This window comes from Roseivirga seohaensis (genome assembly GCF_001592945.1).
GTDB classification, from domain to species: domain Bacteria; phylum Bacteroidota; class Bacteroidia; order Cytophagales; family Cyclobacteriaceae; genus Roseivirga; species Roseivirga seohaensis.
Genome location: NZ_LRPB01000045.1, coordinates 63,636 through 89,162, shown reverse-complemented (window position 1 = coordinate 89,162; position 25,527 = coordinate 63,636). Strand labels below are relative to the sequence as shown.

Annotated in this window: 25 protein-coding genes; 17 read left to right on the top strand and 8 right to left on the bottom strand. The window is 38.4% G+C overall.

All coding sequences use genetic code 11. The annotated features are described in order from the left end of the window. The first annotated feature begins 154 nt into the window (after positions 1-154). From AWW67_RS12225 to AWW67_RS12210, 4 genes are all read left to right on the top strand, one after another. On the top strand, positions 155-484 hold the full coding sequence (locus tag AWW67_RS12225; RefSeq protein ID WP_053222624.1) for a PadR family transcriptional regulator: 330 nt from the start codon (positions 155-157) through the stop codon (positions 482-484). Next, positions 484-3,168 (top strand): ABC transporter permease, encoded by a 2,685-nt coding sequence (locus AWW67_RS12220; protein WP_062302080.1) that lies wholly within the window; start codon positions 484-486, stop codon positions 3,166-3,168. The genes AWW67_RS12225 and AWW67_RS12220 overlap by 1 nt, the downstream gene beginning before the upstream one ends. Before the next feature lie 294 nt (positions 3,169-3,462). Further along, positions 3,463-5,124, top strand: a complete 1,662-nt coding sequence (locus AWW67_RS12215) for an amidase (protein WP_062302079.1) — start codon at positions 3,463-3,465, stop codon at positions 5,122-5,124. A 7-nt stretch (positions 5,125-5,131) separates the two neighbouring features. Further along, entirely contained in the window at positions 5,132-6,475 is a 1,344-nt protein-coding gene (locus tag AWW67_RS12210) for a VOC family protein (RefSeq protein ID WP_071387126.1), read from the top strand. 9 nt (positions 6,476-6,484) lie between these two features. Here AWW67_RS12210 and AWW67_RS12205 read toward each other — a convergent pair whose 3' ends face one another. The 3 genes from AWW67_RS12205 to AWW67_RS12195 form a co-directional block, all read right to left on the bottom strand. After that, positions 6,485-6,835 (bottom strand): bleomycin resistance protein, encoded by a 351-nt coding sequence (locus AWW67_RS12205; RefSeq protein WP_062302076.1) that lies wholly within the window; start codon positions 6,833-6,835, stop codon positions 6,485-6,487. A 71-nt stretch (positions 6,836-6,906) separates the two neighbouring features. Continuing rightward, entirely contained in the window at positions 6,907-7,947 is a 1,041-nt protein-coding gene (locus tag AWW67_RS12200; RefSeq protein WP_062302075.1) for a polysaccharide deacetylase family protein, read from the bottom strand. After that, a complete protein-coding gene (locus AWW67_RS12195; protein ID WP_176700048.1) occupies positions 7,944-8,765 on the bottom strand; it encodes a glucosaminidase domain-containing protein in 822 nt (273 codons plus the stop codon). Before AWW67_RS12195 ends, AWW67_RS12200 begins: the two co-directional genes overlap by 4 nt. A 220-nt stretch (positions 8,766-8,985) precedes the next feature. Here AWW67_RS12195 and AWW67_RS12190 point away from each other — a divergent pair, with 220 nt between their 5' ends. From AWW67_RS12190 to AWW67_RS12175, 4 genes are all read left to right on the top strand, one after another. After that, a complete protein-coding gene (locus tag AWW67_RS12190) occupies positions 8,986-10,032 on the top strand; it encodes an adenylate/guanylate cyclase domain-containing protein (protein WP_062302072.1) in 1,047 nt (348 codons plus the stop codon). Positions 10,033-10,049: 17 nt separating this feature from the next. Then, positions 10,050-10,421 carry a cupin domain-containing protein gene (locus tag AWW67_RS12185; protein ID WP_053222617.1) on the top strand — a complete coding sequence of 124 codons (372 nt, stop codon included), beginning with the start codon at positions 10,050-10,052 and terminating at the stop codon, positions 10,419-10,421. A 76-nt stretch (positions 10,422-10,497) separates the two neighbouring features. Beyond that, positions 10,498-11,442 carry a glycosyltransferase family 2 protein gene (locus tag AWW67_RS12180; protein ID WP_053222719.1) on the top strand — a complete coding sequence of 315 codons (945 nt, stop codon included), beginning with the start codon at positions 10,498-10,500 and terminating at the stop codon, positions 11,440-11,442. Beyond that, a complete protein-coding gene (locus AWW67_RS12175; RefSeq protein ID WP_062302070.1) occupies positions 11,423-12,322 on the top strand; it encodes a lysylphosphatidylglycerol synthase transmembrane domain-containing protein in 900 nt (299 codons plus the stop codon). Before AWW67_RS12180 ends, AWW67_RS12175 begins: the two co-directional genes overlap by 20 nt. Here the strand turns inward: AWW67_RS12175 and AWW67_RS12170 are convergent. Further along, the gene (locus tag AWW67_RS12170) at positions 12,319-12,819 is read right to left on the bottom strand and encodes a SixA phosphatase family protein (protein WP_062302069.1); all 501 of its coding nucleotides are present in this window, start codon (positions 12,817-12,819) and stop codon (positions 12,319-12,321) included. The genes AWW67_RS12175 and AWW67_RS12170 overlap by 4 nt on opposite strands. 59 nt (positions 12,820-12,878) lie before the next feature. After that, a complete protein-coding gene (gene trpF / locus AWW67_RS12165) occupies positions 12,879-13,478 on the bottom strand; it encodes a phosphoribosylanthranilate isomerase (RefSeq protein ID WP_062302067.1) in 600 nt (199 codons plus the stop codon). Between the two features lie 166 nt (positions 13,479-13,644). On the opposite strand from trpF, the gene AWW67_RS12160 reads away from it, so the two are divergent. The 5 genes from AWW67_RS12160 to rpe all read left to right on the top strand — a co-directional run bounded on the left by AWW67_RS12160 (position 13,645) and on the right by rpe (position 17,312). Then, positions 13,645-13,962 carry a thioredoxin family protein gene (locus AWW67_RS12160; RefSeq protein ID WP_053222613.1) on the top strand — a complete coding sequence of 106 codons (318 nt, stop codon included), beginning with the start codon at positions 13,645-13,647 and terminating at the stop codon, positions 13,960-13,962. 1 nt (position 13,963) lies between these two features. Next, positions 13,964-14,206 (top strand): DUF6952 family protein, encoded by a 243-nt coding sequence (locus tag AWW67_RS12155; RefSeq protein ID WP_053222612.1) that lies wholly within the window; start codon positions 13,964-13,966, stop codon positions 14,204-14,206. Positions 14,207-14,323: 117 nt separating this feature from the next. Then, complete coding sequence (locus AWW67_RS12150) at positions 14,324-15,043, top strand: hypothetical protein (RefSeq protein ID WP_141655450.1); 720 nt, start codon at positions 14,324-14,326, stop codon at positions 15,041-15,043. Then, positions 15,036-16,640, top strand: a complete 1,605-nt coding sequence (locus tag AWW67_RS12145; RefSeq protein WP_062302064.1) for a S8 family serine peptidase — start codon at positions 15,036-15,038, stop codon at positions 16,638-16,640. Before AWW67_RS12150 ends, AWW67_RS12145 begins: the two co-directional genes overlap by 8 nt. A gap of 15 nt (positions 16,641-16,655) precedes the next feature. Continuing rightward, a complete protein-coding gene (rpe, locus tag AWW67_RS12140; RefSeq protein ID WP_062302063.1) occupies positions 16,656-17,312 on the top strand; it encodes a ribulose-phosphate 3-epimerase in 657 nt (218 codons plus the stop codon). A gap of 8 nt (positions 17,313-17,320) precedes the next feature. On the opposite strand, the gene AWW67_RS12135 is transcribed toward rpe, so the two are convergent. Next, complete coding sequence (locus AWW67_RS12135; protein ID WP_062302216.1) at positions 17,321-17,668, bottom strand: arsenate reductase family protein; 348 nt, start codon at positions 17,666-17,668, stop codon at positions 17,321-17,323. A gap of 255 nt (positions 17,669-17,923) precedes the next feature. Between AWW67_RS12135 and AWW67_RS12130 the strand changes: the two genes are divergently transcribed. From AWW67_RS12130 to AWW67_RS12115, 4 genes are all read left to right on the top strand, one after another. Further along, positions 17,924-18,388, top strand: a complete 465-nt coding sequence (locus AWW67_RS12130; protein WP_053222608.1) for a hypothetical protein — start codon at positions 17,924-17,926, stop codon at positions 18,386-18,388. 109 nt (positions 18,389-18,497) lie between these two features. Next, the gene (locus AWW67_RS12125) at positions 18,498-19,613 is read left to right on the top strand and encodes a hypothetical protein (protein WP_141655449.1); all 1,116 of its coding nucleotides are present in this window, start codon (positions 18,498-18,500) and stop codon (positions 19,611-19,613) included. 90 nt (positions 19,614-19,703) lie between these two features. Next, the gene (gyrA, locus tag AWW67_RS12120; RefSeq protein WP_062302060.1) at positions 19,704-22,250 is read left to right on the top strand and encodes a DNA gyrase subunit A; all 2,547 of its coding nucleotides are present in this window, start codon (positions 19,704-19,706) and stop codon (positions 22,248-22,250) included. Between the two features lie 29 nt (positions 22,251-22,279). After that, a complete protein-coding gene (locus tag AWW67_RS12115; RefSeq protein WP_062302059.1) occupies positions 22,280-23,449 on the top strand; it encodes a tetratricopeptide repeat protein in 1,170 nt (389 codons plus the stop codon). Positions 23,450-23,645: 196 nt separating this feature from the next. Here the strand turns inward: AWW67_RS12115 and AWW67_RS12110 are convergent, their stop codons facing one another. Continuing rightward, on the bottom strand, positions 23,646-24,299 hold the full coding sequence (locus AWW67_RS12110) for a hypothetical protein (RefSeq protein ID WP_062302057.1): 654 nt from the start codon (positions 24,297-24,299) through the stop codon (positions 23,646-23,648). A gap of 170 nt (positions 24,300-24,469) precedes the next feature. After that, positions 24,470-24,898, bottom strand: a complete 429-nt coding sequence (locus AWW67_RS12105; RefSeq protein ID WP_062302056.1) for a pepsin/retropepsin-like aspartic protease family protein — start codon at positions 24,896-24,898, stop codon at positions 24,470-24,472. Positions 24,899-25,527: the final 629 nt, after the last annotated feature.

Here is a 25,527-nt window from a genome sequence, read left to right as displayed (position 1 = left end):
CAACACCTCAATACTTCCACACTTAAATACTTTTCCTCACATTCCAATACACCCATTCCACAGTTCACTACAGTATCAATATTAATTAGTTGTACATAAGTGAAAGATATATTTCTTTTATATTTGTGTAAGTAATCAAATCGTAGCCATACACATGAAAGGAACATACCTCGGAGAATTTGAAGAACTGGTGCTGCTTACCGTAGGCGCCCTTTATCCAGAAGCCTATGGGGTAGGCATTATGGATGAGATTGCCAAAGAGACAGGTCGATCGGTAAATATCAGTGCCATTCATTCTGCCTTAAGGCGGTTAGATGAAAAGGGTTTTGTTAAATCTGAAATGGGCGGGTCTACTAATGAAAGGGGAGGCCGCAGAAAGCGCATTTTCGAACTCACTGCCTTTGGTAAAAAGGCATTGGACGAAGTGCAAGAACAGCGCATGAGCTTGTACAACCGCATTCCCAACATCTCATTCAGCAGTTAATGAAAGAACAACAATTCATAAGGCCACCACGCTGGGTGTTTCGCTTCCTCACTTTCTTCTGCAAGGAAGAATTTCTGGAAGAAATCAGTGGTGACCTAGAAGAAATCTATCATGTCAACTATCGGGTGCATGGAAAACGAAGTGCCAATTGGCGCTATGCCTGGAATGTGCTGCGCTTTTTTAAATGGTCCAATATCAAGAAAACAACAAGGTTCAACTCAAATATTGTAACAATGACACGCAACAACTTTAAAATTGCCGCAAGGGTACTTTGGCGGCAGAAGGTAAATACCCTTTTAAATGTAACTGGAATCTCAATTGGCATTGCTTGCTTTTTGCTTATTTCACTTTATGTAAAGCGAGAACTCAGCTTCGATCAATTTCATGAAAAAGGAGATAGAATTTACCGCACCTGGACTTTAGAAGATTACGGTGGCGACCAACAGTTTTTTTACACCAACTCGCCACTTCCTTTAGAAAAGGCGCTGGAAGATCACATTCCCGATATAGAAATAGTGGTGCAATACAACCGCAATAACTTTTTGGTAGGCGAAGAAGGCGCAAGAATCAACGAGCCTATTGCCATAGCCAGTCCGGAATTCTTCGAGATGTTTACATTTCCTATTGTTATGGGAAATCAGGAAAAGCCATTGGCAGATAGAACTTCCATCGTAATTAGCGAGGCTTATGCGACCAAGTATTTTGGCAACAAAACGCCCATTGGTGAACCAATTTCCATACTCATGAATGGAGAAAATAGAATATTCAATGTGTCGGCCATTATGCAAGACTTGCCCAAGAATACAGGCTTTAGTTTTGACATGATGATCTCGAATGCAAATGATGAGCTACTGTACGAAAAACGGGCTTTACAAGCTTGGTTTCATGTTTCGCCAGAGACATTTGTGCTAGTAAAAGAGAATTCTACATTGAAAGCGGTTGAAGAAAAACTTCCTGCAATGATAAAAACGGTATTGGGTGATAGGATGGAAGAAGGCGAATATACTTTGGGCTTGCAAGCCCTCACCGACATCCACTTAAACCCTGACTTCCCTTTGGGAAATATGCCCGTGGGTAATCCTAAATATGTGTATGTACTCGGAGCCATTGGCTTGTTAGTGCTACTTATTGCTTGCATTAACTACACCACGCTTTCTATGGGGCAGTCTATGAAGCGCGCCAAAGAAGTTGGGGTAAGAAAAGTAGTGGGCGCACAGAAATCAGGTTTGGTTTGGCAGTATTTATCAGAAAGTGTTCTAATTACTTTTATTGCCATGACGATTGGATTGGTGGTGGCCTATTTGCTCTTGCCGTTTTTCAACAATTTGGCCAATACAAATTTGGTAATGCCCTTTGATTTCGAGTCGCTTTGGGTGTATTTTGTAATGGCTTTGGGCATTGGTTTGGCTACGGGCGCTTATCCTGCTTTGGTGCTTTCCAGTCTTAAATTAACCAATGTACTGAGGGGTGGTCAATCTAGCATGGGCGGAAAAAACGTTTTGCGTAAATCACTTTTGGTTTTTCAGCTATTGCTCACGGTATTTCTGATTTCGAGTACTTTGATTATGAAAAAACAGCTCAATTATATTCAGAACGAAGATTTGGGCTTTAACCGTGAGGCCATGGTGTCGGTGGCTTTATATCCAGATCCTGAGGGGCAGGGGTTAGGCGATAATTTTACATCAGGTTTTAAGAATGGTCAGTTATTGAAAACTAAGTTGGAGGCCAACCCTGATGTATCGGATGTAGCCATGGGAAGCCATATTTTTGGTTCGAATGGATGGATGAAAGTGGGTTTTAATGATAAAAATGATGCCTTTAAGCAGTTCAATTTGCTAGTGGTAGACCCTTATTATATTTCCAGCTTTGACATACAAATAAAAGAAGGCAGAGACTTTGACCCTGCGCTGGATTTAGACAAGAGAGAGTCTGTTATTCTTAATCAAGCGGCAGTTGACTATTTCGGTTTAACCGAACCCATTGGAAAGAAAATACCCGGTGAAGAATTCGGTAATCACACCATAATTGGCGTTACCGAAGATTTCAATTTTGAGTCGCTGCATAGTTCAGTGAGACCCTTGGTGATTACGCAAAACGATCAACTCATATTCTCTGGCATTAACGATGTTAGTATCTCTGATTCGCCTACTCCAAAATTGGTTTTCAAGTATAATGGAGCAAGCCTTTTGGAAGTGAAATCTATCTTAGATCAAGCTTGGGCTTCCACTTTCCCTAACGAAGAATTGAGGTTCGATTTCATAGATGAAAAGTTGCGTCTGATGTATCAGGATGAAGCAAGGGTAAATAAAATTGTAGGTATTGCTACAGTTTTAAGTATACTGATTGCCAGCATTGGGCTATTGGGCCTTACTATTCTGATTGTGAATACGAAAGTAAAAGAGATTGGAATCCGGAAAATCTTGGGCGCTTCACCCATTAAAATATTTGCTATGTTGTTCAGTGATTTCTCTTGGCAGCTGATTATCGCTATTGTATTGTCGGTGCCGCTTACCTGGTATTTAATGAGCAATTGGCTTAAAGACTTTGCCTACCAAATCAATATAGGAGTGGACATGTTTTTACTAAGCGGCATTTTGGCTTTTGCCTTAACCACACTGGTAATTAGTTATCATGCCATTAGAGCAGCCAAATCGAACCCGGTAAAGGCTTTGAGAACGGAATAATCAAGACAGATGTATTTATGACTACAATGGACTTCCCGGAAAGAGAAGTCCATTATTTTTTTATATAAGTAAAGGTTGAATTGATCAGTTTCCGTTGTTCACATTAAAAATGTTCTATTGATAGCGAGAACATAGTGCACCAAATAATATTTTCCACTGATGTAAATTGCTCTTATAAATCACTGCCGAATTTCGGTTATTGTAATAACGTGCAAAATGTGTCTCGTCCTATTTTTACTTTTTATTGAGCTTTCATCTTGTACATTCAATTACAAAACCTCTAACCTAAATATTATGAATAAGCAATTCTCGATCATCTTGGCCACCTGCTTTGTTCTGGCCTTTTCCACTGCCTGTAAAACCAATGAATATGGTTTTACAAAAAGGGACATTCGAAGCGGGCAGAAGCTAATGGGTATGAATTTCGGGAAAGATGCCATCGATACCATGTATCAGTATTTGGGTAGAAATAAGCGCGGCTATGACACCTTGAGGAAGTACGAAACCCATAACGAAACTTTCCCTGCCATGACTTTCGATCCGCACCCTGCAGGTTTTGAAATTCCAAAAGCTCAAGTAAACGCTCCATTTGTTATTCCTGATAACGTAGAATTGCCTGTCAATAAAGAGGAAATGGCCTTTTATAGTATTCCGCAATTGGCTTCGCTGTTAAAGAATAGAAAGATTACTTCCGTAGAACTTACCAAACTCTACATCGACCGAATTAAGCGCTATGATGGCCAGCTTCAAAGCGTAATCAACCTAACGGAAGAATTGGGAATGGCCCAAGCCAAAAAAGCAGATCAGGAAATTGCGGCAGGAAACTACAAAGGAATGTTGCATGGCATTCCTTATGGTGTGAAAGACTTGATGGCTGTTGAAGGTTATCCAACCACTTGGGGAGCGGCTCCTTATGAGCATCAAATGATCGATTACACTTCTAGCGTAGTTAAACAACTAGAAGCCCAAGGAGCGGTGCTAATTGCAAAACTGGTGTCGGGTTCATTGGCCAGGGGAGATGTTTGGTTTGGAGGAAAAACCAAAAACCCTTGGGACTTAAGCCAAGGAGCAAGCGGATCGTCTGCGGGGCCAGGTTCGGCCACTGCAGCAGGTTTAGTGGCTTTTTCTTTAGGCACAGAAACTTTAGGGTCGATTACTTCACCTTCGTCTAGAAACGGAATTACCGGTTTACGACCTACTTACGGAAGGGTGAGCCGCTATGGCGTAATGAGCTTAAGCTGGTCGATGGATAAAATCGGCCCTATGTGTCGTTCGGCTGAAGATTGCGAAATTGTATTTGACGCCATTTATGGCAAGGACCCGAAAGATCCTACAACCAACACAGCACCTTTTAATCGTTCAACCAAAAAGCCAAGCGAGCTTAAAGTAGCTTATTTAAAAAGAGATATTGATCGAGACTCTTCTGCTACCGGAAATAACATCAGGTCGGCATTGGCTGTATTTAAAGATATGGGAATTACGCCCACAGCCATCGAACTTCCTTCAGATTATCCCTTCAATGTTTTTGATATTATTTTGCGTTCCGAAGCAGGTGCCTTTTTCGATGATCTAGTGCGCTCGGGTGAAGTAGATTTTATGGTAGAGCAGACAAGAGGCTCAAGGGCCAATTCGTTACGACAAGCCCGCTTTATTCCCGCTGTGGAATACTTACAGGCCAACCGCCAGAGAAGACAATTGATTGAAGAAGTAAATGCCCTTTTTATGCAATATGATGTAATCATTTCGCAAACTTCTCGCGGTAGCCAATTGCTAACTACTAACCTAACGGGACACCCTGTAGTGACAATTCCTACAGGTTTCGACCAAAGAAATCGACCTACTAGTGTTACCTTAATTGGGAATTTATACGATGAGGGGGTGATTTTAGGCTTGGCCAGAGCGTATCAAAATGTGACGGATTTTGACGAAAAGCATCCACCTTTGTTTTCTAAATAATATTAAAATGAGAATTAAGTCATTAGCTATAATATTGATAATAAACTGCTTAATGGGCTGTAATAAGCCCGAAAAATGGAGTAGCGAATTGGGCAGTTTAACCGCATTTGCAGAAATGGTCGATAGTGGTGCAAAGCAAATTGCTTTCAGCGAACCGATGACGATTGAGGATATGGAAGCGTTTATGCCCAAGGCCAAAGCCATAGCCGATCAGTATGGGGTAAAGCTAGTTCGAGAGGCTGACCTGATAAAAACTGACTTATTTGATAGCGAAATAGCAGAAGGAAAAGAAGTGCTCATTTTGTATAAAGGCAACAGCTATGATGCCTATATACAATTAAAGGAAGACAGAGAAAAGCTAGAAAAATCGGGTTTATATGAAGGAGCAGAAAGGCAAGAAATTGCCAGAAGACTTGGACGCTTACTGGGTTACTCGGCAAAGGGAATTAACAATAAAATTGCTTCCAATACTGATTACAAAAGACTTTCTGATTTTGGCGTAAAAGCCAGTAATGTATTTCTGTATTACAAAGATTTAAAAAAGGCCACTGAATTTTATACTGAAGTAATGGGTTTGGCGCTTATGGCCGAATGCGATAACGCAAACTTATTAAAGATTTCAAACTCGTCATATCTTACGCTGGTTGATGCCGCCAAGGGAATGCACTCTGCTGATGAACCCAAGTCTGTGGCAGTGGCTTTTCTTACCCGTCAGTTGGCTGAATGGTATGATTATTTGCAAGAGAAAAAAGTAGAGATAAAGTATACTTATAAACCAAAGGAGGGAGGTCCTCACGATGGATTTGTTGCCGTTGATCCAGAAGGTTATTTGCTTGAATTTGAATTATTTAAACAACACCAAGAGAATGAAAACTTTGTGCCTTATTTGGCTAAAACCAATGATGTATTGACCTCAGCAAAACATAATGAAACAGCCTTGGCTTTTCATGCTTCAGTTACTTGGCTGTACTACAAAGACTTATTGCCACTTCAGAATTTTTATGAAAATGTAATGGGCTTTGAATTGGCCGCTGATCAGGTATGGACAAAGATTTATAGGACTACTGATGATAGTTATATAGGTTTGGTAGATGTGAGCAGGGGAATGCATTCTTATGCTAAGGACAAAGCGGTAAACGTAGGCTTTATGGTAAACGACCTAGAAGGTTGGTTTAACTATGTGCAAGGTCATAAAGCTTTTGAGCTGAGGGAGAATAGTATCTCTAACGATAAAGAAGGTAAATACTCAGGGTTTGTTGGCTTCGATCCGGGGAATTATTTTTTAGAGTTTAATAAATTCAATGAACATTCAGCAAACGGAAAGTTGTTAGAGGCATTGGGCAATGATTAGCTACAAAACCTAAATTGATTGACCAAAAGTGAGCAAATTGTTGTCAGGATCAAGGATGGCAAACTCTTTTTGTCCCCAAGGTTTTAATTGCAAATGTCCTGCAGGATGTATTTCAATGTTGTTGTCTACAAAAGACTGATAAAGGCCATCAATATCATTGGTTCGGATATAAACCTGACCGTAATTTTCTGATGGCTCCAATTCCTTAAACTCGAAAAAATGGATTTCAATATCATCCTTTTTTACCATTAGGTAGCCTTCATAATTTCCAAATTCGTTAAAACCCAATTTTGAAATATAGAAATCCTGAGTCACGCTCTTCATGCGCATTGGAAGTTTAGGACATATTCTGGTTAACATAATTCAATAGTTTAGGAACACCTTACATTAGAACTAAAACCCCATAGCGAAAGTTTGATTTGCTACTTAAGTTACTGAATTTCAGGAATGACCCACAAGAAACTATACCAATGCCAGTTGCCATTAGAATCCGGAATGGTAATGGTGAATAAAGTTCTTCGGGCTTTTAAATCTGTTTGCGGACGAATGGATAGAGCTACATTTCCGTCACGCGTAATTCTCATGGATTTAGCGCATTTACTGCCTTGCACAAAGCATTGCATGGATTCCACAAAAAGGCCATTCTCTTTAAATTCGATAAGTATTTTAGGCTTTTCGGTACTGCCACTATAACCCGTAGAAATGGCTTCGGCATTGGTTACCGCTAATCCTTTCATTTTCATCTTGTCTTTAAACTGATCTACATCTCCGTAAGACTCCGACATGGGAAACCTCGGAAACTGAAACACATCGGAATATTCAGTTATTACTCCAGAATTCTGGGCAACAGCACCTTTAAAGCCCATTTCAGATAATGCAATCTTCATTTCTTCGTCATGTTCACCATAAGGGTAGGCAAAAACTTTAGGTGTAAAGTTGAGATTGGTTTTCATCAGGTTTTGACTCTCCTGCACTTCGCTTTTGAAAAAGCTATTTCGTGTTCGTTCAGAAACGCTTAAAAAGAAAGGATGGCTGTGGCTGTGGTTTCCAATTTCAACGCCTGCTTTTTGTGCTTCGCGAATATCTTCCCACGACATGTAATCGGTATAACCTATTGATTTAGTGTTTACAAACAGAGTGGCTTTAAAACCATATTTCTTGAGTAATGGAAGTCCATTTTCGTAAAAACTTTTGTAACCATCGTCAATAGTAATGGCTACCAACTTTCGTTTCGCAGCTGTGCTGTCATTCACTTCGTCTACCACCTCGGAAATGGTGAGAGAAGTATAACCTTGGGCTTTTAAAAATTTTAAATGCTCTTCAAAAGTTTCAGTAGCAATATTTGTAGATGGAAATCGGTCGTCACCAAACCTGTGATACACCAAAGAAGTAACTTCGTGTTTAATGCTTGCTTGTGCTAAAATGCTTAGGGTGTTTATTAAAAGTAAGGCTGAGGTTAAAAGGTATTTCATTGAATACTGCCGCTTAAATTGATGTAAGAAGGATCGATTATATAATTATCGAACTTGGTTAGTTCATTAAACCGAATCATAGCAGAGAGTTCTATTACATACTCTTCGCGCCTCTCAGAATAATGAGACAGATGGGAAATTAGTTTATATGGGTCTGAAGTAACAAGTCTTGCTGCTCTAAATTCACGATAAGCATTCACTCTTGCAACTGTCTTTAAATAATCTTCAATAGAATCTGCAAAATCTTCGTATTTACGCAAGTAAATAGTTTCTCCATCTCTTTGAAACTTAGCTGCTATTCTGGGTTCATTTGGGCTATATGACCAGATTCCAAACATGTTATTGGCCTCTTGAAAAACCCTTGAACTTCCCCAGCCACTTTCTATTATGGCTTGTGCTAAAATAATACTGTTGGGGTGGGTTACCATTCGGTTCAGTAATACCGTTTGGTTATCAGTACCAAAATCTGTGCAAAGTTGCTTATAGAAAGTACTGTCCTGTTCGCTCCAGTTTTCTTTTTTGAGTAAGTTCTTTACCTTATTTCTGTTTTGTTCAATTCTATATTTTGCTACTAAAACCGCAGGCAGAACTGCAGAAATAAACTTATTCTTTTTCTCAATCACATCAAGTGTATCTATGCCCTTGATGTGAGAATACAATAGGGGAGCCACTAGTGAATCTTTCAGCGGAAGGATGTCATTGGGGCTTTGTAATTCTATATGCTTTACCTCTAAGGTTACCGTGTTTGAAACCTCTGGTGTTGAGCAAGCAAAAATGAAAAAACAGAGCAAAACGCTAAACGAAAGTGGTGTCTTCAAATTATACCTTTTGTAGCTTTGAGGCATGGGCCAAAGATATTAAATATTCGTTCTAATACTTTACTTTAAAAAAATGTGCAATCAATATTGGATTTATTCACTATAAATTCCGTAAGCTCCAAACATTACTTAAGTTCTCTACCAGTCTGGAGATTTCGATTGACTCAAAAATTGCCATTAAATATATCTGATTTAACTTAGGGCCGCATTAACAGTTCGCATGAAGAAAAGAAACCTAAGGATATTACGAGATTACATCATTGGTTGGATCATAGCTATTATTTTTTGGGTAATAATGCGTAGCTATGGTGTAACGTTACATGTTCCTACTACTGCTGAACCAGCACAAGCTTTACGCTTAGTAATTATCTTTGGGCCTTTGGCTGGTATTATGTTTGGCTTAACTCAAATTAAAATTGAGCGCTATTTATATCGAAGGATTCCTCTGTGGAGATTAGAGCTCTTTGGGCTAGTGAGCAACGTGGTCATAATGTCTATTATGTTTATAATGGCTTATTTCATGATCAAATTTACACTTGGCTTTAATGAACCAATCGATTTTTGGCAATTTATAAGCAACCCTTCAGCAATTTTGGCCTTTTTTTACTCCATCTTTGTCAATTTTATTATGGCCTTGTTAAGGCAAATCAACCTCTCGTTGGGCGATGGTAATTTATGGAAATTACTGAGAGGTGATTTTTATACTCCCCGCGTAGAAAACCGAGTGTTTATGTTTATCGACCTCAAGAGTTCTACCACAATAGCCGAAACTCTTGGGCATATTCGCTACAGTCAGTTTATACAGGATTGTTTTTTCGATTTACAAGCCATTCATGAATATGGTGCTGAAGTCTACCAGTATGTAGGCGATGAAGTGGTTTTGAGCTGGAAGTCGACTCCTTCGATGGACTACTTAGTTTGTTTAAAGGCTTTTTGGGCTTTTCAAGATCAACTAAAAAAACGTGAAGCCAATTATATGGCCAAATACGGACTTGTGCCTGTTTTTAAAGCGGGCATCAACGAGGGTGAAGTTAGTGTGGCTGAAGTCGGTGAAATCAAAAGAGAAATCGCTTATCATGGAGATACCATGAATATCACATCTCGGATACAAGAGAAATGTAATCAATACGATCGCCTTTTATTGGTTTCAGAATGCTACTATAATAAAATCCGTCATCAGACAGGTTTTAAGCCAGAATTGCTTGGCGAAGAAGAATTGAGAGGTAAGCATGAACTGATAAAAATTTACTCACTAGAAAGGGCCTAAAAAGCCACTATCAACTTATGGAAAATACTAAAGCCAATATTTCAGAGAAGTTTTCCAAGTTTTCAGCCCATTGGACCCCCAAAATAATAGGAGAGCTCAATGGTCAATTAGTTAAATTGGCCAAACTGAAGGATGATTTTGTTTGGCACAGCCATGAAAATGAAGACGAAATGTTTTTGGTGTGGAAGGGCACTTTGATCATGGAATTTAGAGATAGAACGGAAACGATTAAAGAAGGAGAAATGATTATTGTTCCGAAAGGAGTAGAGCACAACCCACGAACAGAAAACGGAGAAGAGGTTTGGGTGATGCTTTTCGAACCTGCCGCAACACAACATACCGGTGAAGTGCAGCATGAGCGCACGCACAACGATCAGGAATGGATTTGAACCATTTTCAGTCTCTTAACGTCCTGTTAGGTATTCAAGATTGAAAGCATTTATTTTGCAAGCAGAAAAATACACTATGAAGCTATCGGTAGTTGTTACGGTTTACAACGAAGAAGACAACGTTATTCCCCTTTGTCAGAAAGAATACGAAGCCCTAGAAGGCATTGATTACGAGTTAATTTTAGTAGATGACGGTTCTACTGATGATACCGTAAAAAACATCAAATCTTTTGCAAACAATCGCACCAAGCTTTTGATTTTCAATAAGAACCATGGGCAAAGTACCGCCATGTCTGCTGGTATTGATATGGCACAAGGCGAATACATCGTAACCATGGATGGTGACCTTCAAAACGACCCTGCCGATATTCCTACCATGCTTGCTAAACTAGAAGAAGGCGAATTTGATGTGGTGGCTGGTGTGCGTGCCAACCGTCAAGATGGCTTTGTGTTGCGTAAGTTTCCGAGTAAAATAGCCAACTGGATGATCCGAAATCTGACAGACGTTCGTCTTTCAGATTATGGTTGTTCATTAAGAATTTATAAAAAAGACATCGCCAAAAACCTTGGTCTTTATGGTGAATTACACCGTTTCATTCCAGTTTTAGCCAAACTTCAAGGTGCTAAAATGACCGAGGTGAATGTGAATCATCACGCACGAATTCACGGAGAATCTAAATACGGTATCAATCGAACATTTAAAGTAATGGCCGATTTGATGCTAATGATCTTCTTCCAAAAGTACTTCAGAAAACCCATGCACCTTTTTGGAGGTTTAGGAATTTTAACCTTTGCCATAGGAATGATGATCAATATTTACCTTTTAGTGGTAAAGTTTGGTTATGGTGAAGATATTTGGGGCAGGCCATTATTGCTATTAGGAGCCATTCTATTACTTGGTGGTATACAGTTCATTACAGTAGGAATTATTGCCGAACTGATGATGCGTACTTATTATGAGTCGCAAGACAAGAAAGTCTATCGTTTAAAAGAAGTCTTTGTTGGACAAGCAGAAGCGTAATAAATGGCTTAAGCTAGCCGCCCAATTGGTGATAGCCGTAGTTGCTATTTACTTTGTAATTGGCGAAATCGACTTAGAAGAGTATAAAAACCGACTTTTAGGGGTGGATATTGGCTGGCTTGTTTTGGCCGTTTTAGCATTTAATTTATCCAAACTAATAGCGGCATTTAGGCTCAATCATTTCTTTCAGGCCATTCAACTTGATTTAAATGCCCAATTTAACCTCAAGCTATATTATGTGGGAATGCTCTATAATCAGGTTTTCCCCGGAGGAATTGGGGGAGATGGCTATAAAGTGTACTTGCTCAATAAACGTTTTAAATCACCCGTTAAAGGCTTAATTGCAGCCACACTGCTCGATCGTATCAGCGGAGTAGTAGCACTTGGTTTCTTAACTTTTCTTATGGCCCTTATTGGCGGAGAGGCATATAGCTTAATGCAAGGCTACGGATTTCTCATTTGGGTGGGATTGTTTGTCGCTTATCCATGCTATTACCTTCTGGTTTATTTTCTTTTTCCAACCTTTAAAAAAGTAAACCATATTACCAATTTACAGTCGTTGGTTTCGCAAATACTGCAAGTGCTATGTGCATTTTTTATGCTGAAAAGCCTGAGCGTTGCTGATGGTTATTTAGACTACTTCACGCTATTTTTAACTTCCTCTGTAGCTGCTGCATTTCCAATATCATTACCCGGTGGACTTGGTGTAAGAGAAGGTATAATGGTTTTGGGTGCTGCTCCAGATCTTTTCAACTTAGATAAGAATGCGGCATTAGCTTTTGCCTCGCTATTTTTCCTAATCACGCTGTTTAGCTCGCTCATTGGGCTAATTTACCTGCGTCAGGTAAAATCTATTGAGGCAAAAAGCAAAGGCAATTAATAATTCAGAACCATTACGCTGGCTTTTCCTATTTCATTAACTGTAACAATGAATATTTTACTGTATTCACTTTCATCCAGCTGTTCAAATTTCTTTTCACCCAAAAGGTAATTCGCTAAACCAGGAACAGTGTTAGAATGACCTGACACTAAAACCGTTTTTCCTTTGTAGTTCTTTACTATATCATCAGCAAAACTATTTTTACTCGGGTTGTACTCCTGAATTTCAAGTCCGAGTTGGGAGGCTAGGGGAACAACTGTTTCTCTGGTTCTTTTATAAGGTGATGAATAAATAGCCGCAACTTCAGCCGAAGATAGCATGCGGTGTAGTTTTTCAGCCCTTAGCTTACCTTCTTCATTTAATGATGGATCGCGTGGGTCATCCGTTCCTTTTTCTGCATGGCGCACTAAAATAAAAGTAGTCGCTTCCGTATTGGTTTGAGCAATACAGCCTAAAAAGCTTAAAGAAAACAGGGCAACGAGTAAGAACTTTTTCATGGTCTGATTATTATTTGAAGCCAATATAGAAAAAGTTCTTTAGCGTTTAGTAAAGGAAACTACTCATCGGCAAGGTCATCAATCTCAAGGGTTTCCAAAATATCGGCCATTTCATCAAAGTCTTTATAGCCGGGTCTTATTTCACTTCCTCCCTGAATGGCAATTCCTTTTAGGTCACTTTTGGCTAATTCTGTTACGGTTTCTGCTGTAAACCCAGAGGCCAAAACTATTGGAATATCTTTGGATAAAGTATTAAGCATGGCTTGGTCAATCTCAGAAGCATCGAGAAGTATATAAGCCAATTTTTTACCTGAAGTTTCCCAGGCCGCTTTTACCAAATCCATATCATGGGCTAAAAAGCTTACTGCCAATCCAGTTTCTAATGCTTCGTTAATCTGTTCAATATGTTCAACTTGGATGGCGTCCAGCTGATAACCTTCAATTACCGCTTTTATAACACTATTGGCTGAGGATATTTCACCTACATATTCTACACCAGAAAGCCATTCAGTAATTTCTTTATATTTCTGAATATCAGTGTAATTAGATGCACTCTCTTCAATTTCAAATCCAAGCTGATTTACTTCCATGCCTGCACAATAGCGAGCATCGCTCAGGTTATTTATACCGCTTACTTTTACAAAAGTTCTTAATGCCATGCCTATTGAGTTTTTCTATAATCAATTGATTGTTTGAATTCGGAATGCTGGCAAAACTAATAGAATTAATGCTGTTTTGCATACAATTTTAAAGCTTCTGATTACTTTGCAGAGACAGTATCAGAATTCGATTTTTAAGCATATTTAACAAAGAACAATATATCAAATGGCAGTTGTATTAGTAAACGACACGAGTTTTGAAAAGGAAATTCAAGAAAATGAGAAAGTGGTAGTAAAGTATTTTGCTGGCTGGTGTGGTAGCTGCAGATTGTTTTCACCGAAATTCAAAAGACTATCAGCAGATGAGCGTTTTGATGGTATTAAATTCTTAGATGTAGATGCAGAAGAAAGCCCAATTGCTCGTAACCTAGGTAAAGTATCTAATTTACCTACTTTCGCTATTTTTAAGAATGGTGAGTTGGTAGAAACCATTGCTTCCAACAAAGAAGATCAAGTAGTAGAAATGATTTCGAAATTGAATTGAAATGAAGATTCCGGTAATAAAAAAATTAGTTGAGGAAGTAGCCTTAGAAGATTTAAAAGCAGCTGAAGAAGCTTTGATGGAAGAGCAGAAACCAGCCATAGAAATTCAAGGAGATGATGAGGGTGAGCAACTTACACATGTGTTTGCGGCCATTTTTATATTAGAGAAAATGGAAAAAAATGGGGTTGATTTTAAAACAGCCTTGCGTGAATACACTCAAAAAGTGAGGACATCTATAAGCTAAAGCCTTATATTTGTTCGGGTAAAAAGAGAAATGGTAGTGCAATACTTTTTGCAGTACCATTTTTTTTATACTGATTCTATTGATATTTCGTTTGTTTTGAAGTTCTATATTTGTCCTATGTGGAAAAAAGCCTGCTTATCCTTTTTCATTGTCATTCTTGCACTTTCATCTTGCCAAACAGGTGAAGACCCAATTCCTGCACCGGATGCCGACCAAGGAAAGAGTTATTTCTTTATGGTGGAGAATAAGTATCGCGAATATAATGTACGTGAAATCAGGTATTCAGCAGTAGATATCAGCGACACACTTGTGTACCAATTGAGAGAAGAGGTTCATCAATCTTTTGTCAATAGTCAAGGAGAGGAATCGAGAATCATCCATCGCTTAACACGCGACAACGATACTCAACCATGGGTTTTAGATTCAGTTTGGACAGCTAGGATAGAAAAGGATAGGGCCGTTTCGATCGAGAACAACATTTCAATCGTAAAAATGGTATTCCCTTCGCAGGCCGAACGCGTTTGGGACGGAAACATATTTAATACTAAAGAAGCCGATCAGTTTAAGATATTGAACTTTGGGGTGCTCACCAATATAGCGGTGAATAATGACCTGGAGACTACCTCTACCATGACCATAGAGCAAGAAAATGATGAAGATGGAATTACCTTCAGAAACATAAGACGAGAAATTTATGCCGATAGTATTGGTTTAATTTCTAAGCTCTATAATGTAGTGAAGATATGTTCTCGCCAAGAATGCTTAGGCGAAGAAAAAATTGAATCAGGGCGATTTTACAGAGAAACCATTTATGCACATGGTTTTATAAATGAGTAGAAAAACTAAGCTAATTGTAATATTAATCTTTATTGGTTTTAGCCTTTCGGCCCAAGACCGATACATGGTTTTCTTTACCGATAAGTTAAACTCTCCATATTCCATTAGCAATCCAAGTCAATACCTTTCCCAAAGATCAATTCAAAGAAGGGAAAAACAGCGTATCTCAATTGCTGAAAACGACCTGCCCGTAAACCAGGCTTATATAGATGCCTTAAGCAACTTAGGCATCAAGGCAATTCACCGAAGCAAATGGATGAATGGCATTTTGGTTGAAATGGAAACGTCCTCTGTGAACCTTGTGGAAGCCTTAAGTTTTGTGGAAAGAGTAGAATATGTTGCGCCAGGCCAAGTGCCCTCTGGTGGCATAGGCGGTAATGAAGCCAACAGTAAGTTTGCTAACGCAGGAGCGGCAGACTTTCAAAACAACATGCTAGGTATTGATGAAATGCATGAAGATAGTTTTGAAGGACAGGGAATGTTAATAGGAGTGTTTGATGGTGGTTTTCAGAACATTGGTCAAATTGCGGCATTGCAACATTTATTTACTTCCAACAAAATTGTAGCTCAGAAGAATTATGTGACGAATACCACTACTGTTGAAAACAATGAATCACATGGCACAAGGGTTTTATCCATTCTAGCAGCCAACAACCCAAATGAATATATAGGGGCAGCACCAGCCGCCAATTATATTTTATGTGTTACCGAAGCATCAGGAGAGTATCGAGTAGAAGAATATAATTGGCTTTTTGCTGCAGAAATGGCTGATAGTGTCGGAGTAGATGTTATCAATACATCACTGGGTTACAGTGTGTTTGATGATGCTACCATGAGTTATACTTATAGCGATATGGATGGCGAAACAGCAATTATCACTAAAGCCGCTAACATTGCAGCTACTAAAGGCATAGCATTGATCAACAGCGCAGGGAATGAAGGAAATAAAGTATGGCGTTTTATAACTGCACCTTCCGATAGTGAAAATGTTCTGTCAGTTGGCGCCATAGATGCTACTGGCTTTAGGGCGAGTTTTAGCAGTTTTGGTCCCTCTGCAGATAACCGAATAAAACCTGATGTAAGTGCATTAGGACAGGGAACAGCCGTTATAACCGCTTCTGGTAATATCTCATTTCAGAATGGAACTTCGTTTTCTGGCCCTGTGGTAACAGGCTTTGCAACATGTCTTTGGCAGGCTTTTCCTGAACTCACTAACCTAGAGTTGTTGGATTTAATTAGAAAAAGTGGTCATCAATTCGATAGCCCAGACAATGAATTGGGCTATGGCATACCAAATTATATTAGGGCTTATGAATTGGCTTTTACCCCAGAACCGTTAGAAAATGAAGTTTTGGCTTACCCAAACCCAACTTCAGATAGCTTTATTAACCTCGTCTTTCCAGAGGGCTTCTTGAGCGAATCTGCAACTGTAACATTAATCGATATAAATGGTCAGCAAGTAAATAGCTTTCAAATTGAACCACAAAGGAGCAGTAACCGTGTTCAGATTGATTTGAGCAATCAAACGGCTGGAATCTATATTCTTAGAATCAATGGTCAAAGAACCAGTTTCAAGAAGAAAATCATAAAATATTAGCCTTATATTTGGGGCATGAACGCACCCATTATAGCCCCTTCCGTTTTAGCTGCCGACTTTGCCAATTTGCAGCGAGATGTTGAAATGTTGAATGAAAGTCAAGCCGACTGGATTCATGTTGATGTTATGGACGGAATGTTTGTGCCGAATATTTCTTTCGGATTACCTGTTTGTGAAGCCATTTACAAGCATGCTAAAAAGCCTTTAGATGTTCATTTAATGATCGAACAGCCTGATCGTTATTTGGAAGACTTTAGAAATGCAGGAGCAGCCACTATTACCGTGCATTACGAGGCTTGCGATCATTTGCACAGAACCCTTCAGGTAATTAAGTCGCTCGACTGTAAAGCAGGAGTGGCATTAAACCCTCATACCAATGTTCAGTTACTCGAAGATATAATCTGCGACATCGACATGGTATGTATAATGTCGGTTAACCCTGGCTTTGGCGGGCAGAAATTCATTGAAAACACTTATAAAAAAGTACGTCAATTAAAGGAGATAATTGCCGAAAACGATGCCAAAACCCTAATTGAAATTGATGGTGGAGTAAATGCTACAAACGCACCACTGTTAATGGAGGCAGGTGCAGATGTGCTTGTAGCCGGAAGCTTCGTGTTTAAATCAATCGACCCTTTGGCTACCATAGAAGAATTGAAAAGAATTGGGTAGTAGTGGCCTTAGTTTAATAAGGCCTTTAATTCTTCTACTACCTTTTTACTGTTTCCAACAAAGATTTGGTTGTTAACTATAAACACTGGACGCTTGAGAAAGGTGTATTCTTCTAAAATGTATTTACGGTAATCTTTTTCTTCTAAGTTCATTTCATTTAGCCCCATCGACCTGAATTTCATTGCTTTTCTGCTGAAAAGTGATTCATAAGAGCCCGACATTTCCTTCATCTGCTCCAACTGATCAGCAGTGATAGCTTCTGTTTTAATGTCTTGCTTCTCAAAATCTGACAGGTTCAGCTCATCCATTATTCGTTTACAAGTAGAACAAGTGGAGAGATAGTATACTTTTTTCATAGTGCTATTTGGGTTCATATTTCAAATTTCTATTCTAAAAACTAAATGCAAAGCTAATCTAGGTTTTTCATTTGCAATGATTAAGCATTTCTGGCCTATAAACTAAAAAGATCGTTAAATAGTGCTAACTAATGGTGAACACAAAAAAAAATATCGGTCAATTGAGTCATTAGGCAATTTTTCTCTTGTATTATTTGATCGAATGCTATTATTTGTAAAATCAAAATTAACACTAAACGACTAAGAGGAGAAAACATGATGAAAAACTTAACTAAAGCTGTATTGGTTTGCTTGATGGTAACTTTGACTTCAACCGCAGTAAAAGCTCAAGGAATCACTGATCAAGACATGAAAGATTATGCCATTATTATGTTGGCACAAAAAGCTATTACGGACAAAATTAGCCCATATGTTAATGATCTGATTGAAAAGCAAGAGGGGATTGATGGAAATAGATACGCTGAGTTAGATGCTGCGGCAAAAGGAGATGTAAATAAATTACCAGCAGATGCTTCAGACTTTGAAAAACAATTCTATGGTATTGTTCAGAAAAGAGTGAAAGACAGAACAGATGCAGCAGGTGTTGTAGTGAATAATTTAGCTAAATATTCTTTAGGAGCTTCGGCATATAATGCGGTAAAAAAAGCATATGCAAGTGGTGGAGAAACTAAAGCTAAAATTGACGCCATGATGGCTGAATTAGCAGCAGAGAAACCTTAATCAACCTTAACATACTAAGTCAGAAAGGTCGCAGTGATGCGGCCTTTTTTTATTTGTCATTGATAATAAATCCGATAGTTTTCCTTTATTAGTCTAAACATTGCAAATCTTGAAAAACGGACGCTTACTCATTCTTCTGGTACTACTTTCAGCATTAGCTTCAGCAGAGGCTAATGCGCAATTTTGGAAAAAGAAAAACAAAAGCGATGTACAAGCTTTTGCCCCTGGAGAAGCCCAAGAACCAAAAGAGGCCAAAATGGTAAGCCCCATGCGGGAAATGCTCAATAAGTTCAATCTTCAACTGGAGAAAGGCTATGGTTTTTTTCTTTATGAGAATGAATTAACAGATGTATCTGTAGTTCGTAATCCAAGAGGAGATCAGCTTTATATCGTTCCGATTGGTCAAGAATCTACCTCAGGCCCATATAATGCTTACTCTAACTGGTTCAATGATTTGACACCCACAAATATTTATAGAGTTGATGACGATTCTCAAATCGTAAGAACCGATACAGCTTCGGTGATTTATAAAAATAGTGGAAGAATCAATCCTCTTACTTTAAGAATTTCTTTCTCTTTAAATAAAGTAGATAAGCTGAGGTTAAAAACAACAGGTGAGCGCGTAATGTCTGACAAAGAGATGCTTCGTGTAGGCCTAGGAATAAGTACAGGTGCATTAAAGTTTACAAATAAAGTTCATTATCAAGAGGTGGACGACAGGTTGAGATATTTCAATATACCTGAAACCAAAATTTCGACTACCAAACTCTTTGGGTCACTAACGTACAATGCTTACACTTTTATGGACTTCTCCTTCCTAGTCGATGCCAGTGGGGGAGTTTGGAAAACCAAATCATCTCATCTTAATCAAGACTTGGTCACCTATGATCCTTTCTTTAATGTTGGTTTTATTATAGAGAAGAAAGTTTCGAAGTATTTCAAACTCTATTTGCGCCCTTCTTTCGAAATGAGGAAATACAGTCTGTCGGATGAATTCATCACCACAGCACACTCGCTAAGCCTGTTTACCATTGATGTTGGGGCACTCATTAAATACCCAACATATCCTAGAAATAGACATGGGGCAAACCGGGTACAAATGGAGCATATTTTCAACGGTAAAATCTATCGTGGAAGGTCTATATTCCAACCGCAAAATCCACGTACTGGCCAGTTCGGTCAAACCAAAAAGAAGAAAGTGAAATATGGCGGAGGAAACGATTAAAAACCGCCATTTTTAGTCTTCATTTTACCCTTTTACTCTAACAAATTTTAGTATCTTGCCACATTATATTTCGAACTATTTTTAGACTAAATGGCAGAAGGAACGAACGAAACAATCATCCCTATCAATATTGAAGATGAAATGAAGGGAGCCTACATCGACTATTCCATGTCGGTGATTATTTCAAGAGCTTTACCAGATGTAAGAGACGGCCTAAAACCCGTTCATAGAAGAGTACTCTATGGTATGTTAGACCTTGGGGTAAACTGGAACAAACCATATAAAAAATCGGCCAGAATTGTAGGAGAGGTGTTGGGTAAGTATCACCCACATGGCGACTCATCAGTTTACGACACGATGGTGCGTATGGCCCAACCTTGGTCTTTACGTTATCCGCTGGTTGATGGGCAAGGAAACTTTGGTTCGGTAGATGGTGATTCACCTGCGGCCATGCGTTATACCGAGGCCAGACTAAGGAGGATTGCAGATGAGCTATTAACTGATATCAATAAAGAAACCGTTGATTTTCAATTCAACTTTGATGATTCCTTAAAAGAACCATCGGTGCTTCCTAGTAAGCTTCCAAATCTATTATTGAATGGTAGTTCAGGAATTGCAGTAGGTATGGCTACTAATATGGCTCCTCACAACCTAACCGAAGTGGTAAACGGAACCATTGCCTATATAGAAAATAACGATATATCTTCAGAGGAATTGATGCAGCATATTACTGCACCAGATTTCCCAACGGGAGGTACCATTTACGGTTATACTGGAGTAAAATCAGCTTTTGAAACCGGAAGAGGTAGAGTTGTTCTGAGAGCAAAATCAGAAATTGAAACCATGCCTTCAGGTCGTGAGCGAATCATCGTTACTGAAATTCCATACATGGTGAATAAGGCCAGTATGATTGAAAAGACGGCTGCATTAATTAATGAAAAGAGAATTGAAGGTATTTCGGATTTACGTGACGAGTCGGATCGTAATGGAATGCGCATTGTTTATGAATTGAAGAAAGATGCTATTGGAAATGTAGTGTTGAACAATTTGTTTAAATACACTCAGCTACAATCTTCTTTCAGTGTAAATAATGTGGCCCTTGTAAAAGGCAGACCGCATACACTCAACACCAAAGACTTAATCAAGTATTATGTAGAACATAGACATGAAGTAGTTATTCGCAGAACTCAGTACGAACTGAATGAAGCCGAAAAAAGAGCCCACATTTTAGAAGGTTATTTAATAGCCTTAGATCATTTGGATGAAGTAATTTCATTGATCAGAAATTCAAGAGATCCTGAAATAGCCAAAAACGGCTTGATGGAGAAGTTTGAACTCTCTGAAATTCAAGCAAAAGCCATTTTGGAAATGCGTCTCCAAAGACTGACAGGTCTGGAAAGAGATAAAATTCAGAAGGAATATGATGAGATTATGGAGCTGATTAACCACCTAAAGGAAATTCTTGAAAAAGAAGAGCTTAGGATGGAAATCATCAAAAATGAATTGATTGAGATTAGAGATCGCTATGGCGATGAACGCAGAACAGACATCATTCATTCATACGAAGATTTTAGTGCGGAAGACATGATTCCGAATGAGGAAATGTTAATCACTATTTCTCACTTGGGTTATGTAAAAAGAACACTGCTGTCTGAATATAAAACTCAAGGTAGAGGAGGAGTGGGCTCTAAAGGTGCTGGCTCTAAAACAGATGACTTTACCGAATACCTTTTCACTGGAATGACTCACGATTACCTACTCATATTTACAGAGTTTGGTAAAGTGTTTTGGAAAAAAGTTTGGGAATTACCTGAAGGTAGTAAAACTGCTAAAGGACGACCAGTACAAAACCTGATCAATATAGAACCAGGTGACAGAATCAGAGCAGTAATCAATGTTCAGAACCTAAAGGATGAAGACTACATTAATAACAATTATGTAGTGATGTGTACCGAACTCGGAACCATTAAAAAGACTTCTTTAGAGGCTTATTCTCGTCCACGTACCAATGGTATAAATGCGATAACTATTAACGAAGGAGATCGCTTACTTGAGGTCAAATTCACAAACGGTGATAATCACATCATTATTGGAGCTAGGTCTGGTAGGGCAATTCACTTCCACGAAAGCGATGTTAGGCCAATGGGTAGAACAGCAGCTGGAGTAAGAGCGTTTAGGCTTGCTGGAGATGACGACAGAGTGATTGGCATGGTATGTGTAAACAGAGAAGAAGCTAACCTATTAGTTGTGTCTGAAAACGGATATGGGAAGCGCTCACCAATAGATGATTACCGAATTACCAAAAGAGGAGGTAAGGGTGTAAAAACCATTAACGTTACTGAGAAAACCGGTAACCTAGTGGCCATAAAAGAGGTGGTCGATAGCGATGACCTTATGATCATAAACAAATCAGGGATTACCATTAGAATATCGGTGGAATCACTTAGGGTAATGGGAAGAGCCACCCAAGGTGTTAAACTTATTCGCTTAAACGAAGGTGATGCTATTTCATCAGTTGAGAAGATTCAAAAAATAGAATCGGAAGATGAGGTAGAAAATGTAGAATCAATTGAAGGTTCTACTGACACACCAGAAGTTGAAGGCGAAAACCAAAATGAAAATAAAACAGAAGAGTAAATTTTAAACTAAACAAGAGACTAGAAAACATGAAAAAGCTATTTTTTACCGCCTTGCTATTGTTTTTTGTAGCGGGGGTATACGGACAAAAGAAAGTGCTAAAAAGTGCCGAAAAGGCGCTGAAAAAAGGCGAATACGCAGAAGCACTTACATTGGCCAAACAGGCCTCAGAAAATGCTGAAACCAAAGACGATGCAGAGGTGTATGTAATCCTTGGAAAAGCGAAATTATATCAGTTTAAGGCTGATATGGAGAACATTGACCTTGCTAAAGAATCATTCGCTTACTTTAACACTGCAGTGGAAAAGGGAGATGCAGACCTTAAGGAAGACTTATATTTTCCGCCAGTAATGAATAATAACAATGACTTTATTGGTGGTGGTGAAGGTTTTATCTTTCTTCAAAATCTTTTAAACAAAAAAGGAAACGAATACTTCGAAGTTGACGATTTCGAAAATGCATATAAGTACTTTAGTTTATCGGCTGATATTAAAGCAGATGTGATTATGAATTTCTATGCGGGTTATAGCGCTTATAATGCAGATAAGGTAGATGATGCGATTAAGTATTATACCAGAGTAGTAGAATCAACTGAAGAGTTTGAGAATACTAATTTCGCTTACAACGGTCTTATCGACATGTATCTTACTAAAAAGGATTTTGATAACGCTTTGAAGTATGCTAGAATGGCTCAAAAGGCATTTCCAGATGAAAAGGTATACAGAGACTTCGAAATTGATATCTTAATTCAAGGTGATAAATTAGATGAGGCGATTGCTGGAATTCAAAAGAATATCGACAATGGCGATAAAACTGCGATTCTTTATTATACGCTTGCATTCTTACAGTATAATGCCGGAGATTATCCTGCAGCTTTAGAATCGGCTAACAAAGCTTTAGAATTACAGCCTGATTACCCAGATGCTTCTTATGTTGTAGGTAGTGTGTATTTCAACGAGGGAGTTGAGATCTTAAAAGCTGCAAACGATATTACTGACAATGCAGAGTACGATAAGAAAAGAGAAGAAGCTTACGCTAAATTTAGATTGGCATTACCTCACTTCGAGAAAGCAGAGAAATCTAAACCAAATGATATTTACATTCTTAACCCTTTAAGTACTGTATATGATCAGTTAGGAATGGACGCAAAAAGAGATGCAATCCTAGCAAGAATAGAAGCCCTAGACGGAGGAGAATAATATTATAAAGAGAAAGGGAGGTTTAACAATCTCCCTTCTTCTTTAACACTATAATTTAACATAATATAAATTATATAACAATCATAGTGTTTTGCGTAATACGGAGCTTGCGGAGTATTTAACATAAGCATTGGCCAGCCTTTCACATAAGATTTGCCAGGCAAAGCTGATGCTCTATTTTCTCGTTTACGTCCGTTTAGCCGAAATAATTGAATTCCCAATCAGGTATAGATTGGTCTAAGAACTTTAACTTACTAACTTTCTCTTTTAATCTTATTCTGTGTGCTGATCCAATTATGAGCATCGTTTTGTCTGCTCGCATTTTTAGAATATGCTCGTGAATTTTAGATATCCAAATATTCTCTCTTAGGTCATTCCATTCAAGCCACTCAGAGTATGTCTTCTTGATAAATTTATCCTGAACTTTATCTATAAAGATTCTCTCCATCGCTGCCTTGTCACTGTTTATTTTATCATTATCTGATGAATTCAAAAATCCGAATCCAAGCCTAATTGCTTCGTTTCTTTGAATTAGAGAAGCGTACTCATAATCAGGGACATGTCTAGGAAACAATTCTAGCATTGCTTCTAATCGGCCATCAAATGGGTCATCATCTAAGTCTACTGGCTTTATTCCAATTGCAGATTCCTTTTCGATTTTTCGTAATACCTGAATTTCGGGAGTATTAAAATAATCAACTGCTTTAAGCATTTGAGGGTATTTTATTTCGCTTGCCTCAAAGTATATCGTATTAGGAGAAATTTCGTGGACGATCTGGAGAAGTGATGAGGCGTTACACTCTCCTTCTGAAACGTGCATTGTACCTAAGACTATTACTTTACTACTCATTCTTACTTAGTTAAACGCTCAAGCCGCTGGGCTTTTACTTTCTGTCTTTAAACAGAAAGCAAACAAAGAATTCAAGAAGGAATAATCGGCCAGCCGCACAAGGCGGACACATCCCCGCGATTCCTTCTGCCCCCGTTTTTCTAAAGAGAAAATTTTTATCTAAAATAATATTATGCGTGTATTGATAACTCGCCAGTGGGGTAATTAATTTCAATTCTCAAATTTTCTAATATATTCTTAACGCCAAGCAGTGGGGTACTTTTTAGGTCCTCACAACAGTCAATTAATATAGCTCCTGAAGCCCAAATAACTTCTTTAAAACCTTTGGACATAATTTGAACGATAAAGTCATGCTCATAACACTCCTTCTTACCTCCTAAACCATTGTTAATAACCAAATTGGATTTAGTCTTCTGAAAGTCCCTTCCTGTCATTCGGACTGTCATTGAAGGGAATATGCTCTTTTCAGCACCAGTATCTATTAAGGCCTCAGTACAAAACTCTTTCCCATTATCTGGGTTCGTGAGCTTTATTGGAACCATGAGCTTTGGAAGGTTATTAAGACCAATCCTATTAATTTTATAAGACTCTGATTTCATATTTTAGCTATTTGGTCTTCAAATCTGTATTCTATAAGGTAAATCAAAATCTTTTATTCCGTAATAAACCTTAATTCTGAAGGTGAATTTCAGGATTTAAATAATTAATTTTTCTATTTAATTTATAATATAAACAATTAGTTAAATTCCGATAAAAAACGTTTCATTGATTCCGAATTTAGGAGTAATGTTAATCGAAAGTTTTCTACTTCCGATGATTTAGCCCTAAACTTTAAGACTTGAATTTACGTAACTATTGCTTTATTAATGTAGAGAAATTTAATCGATTTTTTGAACATGAAGACTGTTTGGGATGCATATAAAATTCATTATGAAGCTGAGTCTGGTAAACTACCAATTATGGAGCCTTTAAAAAAAGGGTTTGGTTCTGAACAAGAGGCTCAGGACTGGATTTTTAGAATTTATAACCTTATGACCTTGAGCTATAGGGATTACCAAATCTGGCCTCGAATTTCTTGATAAATCCAAATACCACAAACATGCGCCATTGCTCACCTCCTATGTGGCTAATTGGCTACACTTCTTAGCATAAAACACCTTTGGGAACAACAACCTGCTAACACTACGATTCTGCAGGAGGGTAAAACCGTTGAAGTTATACAATATCC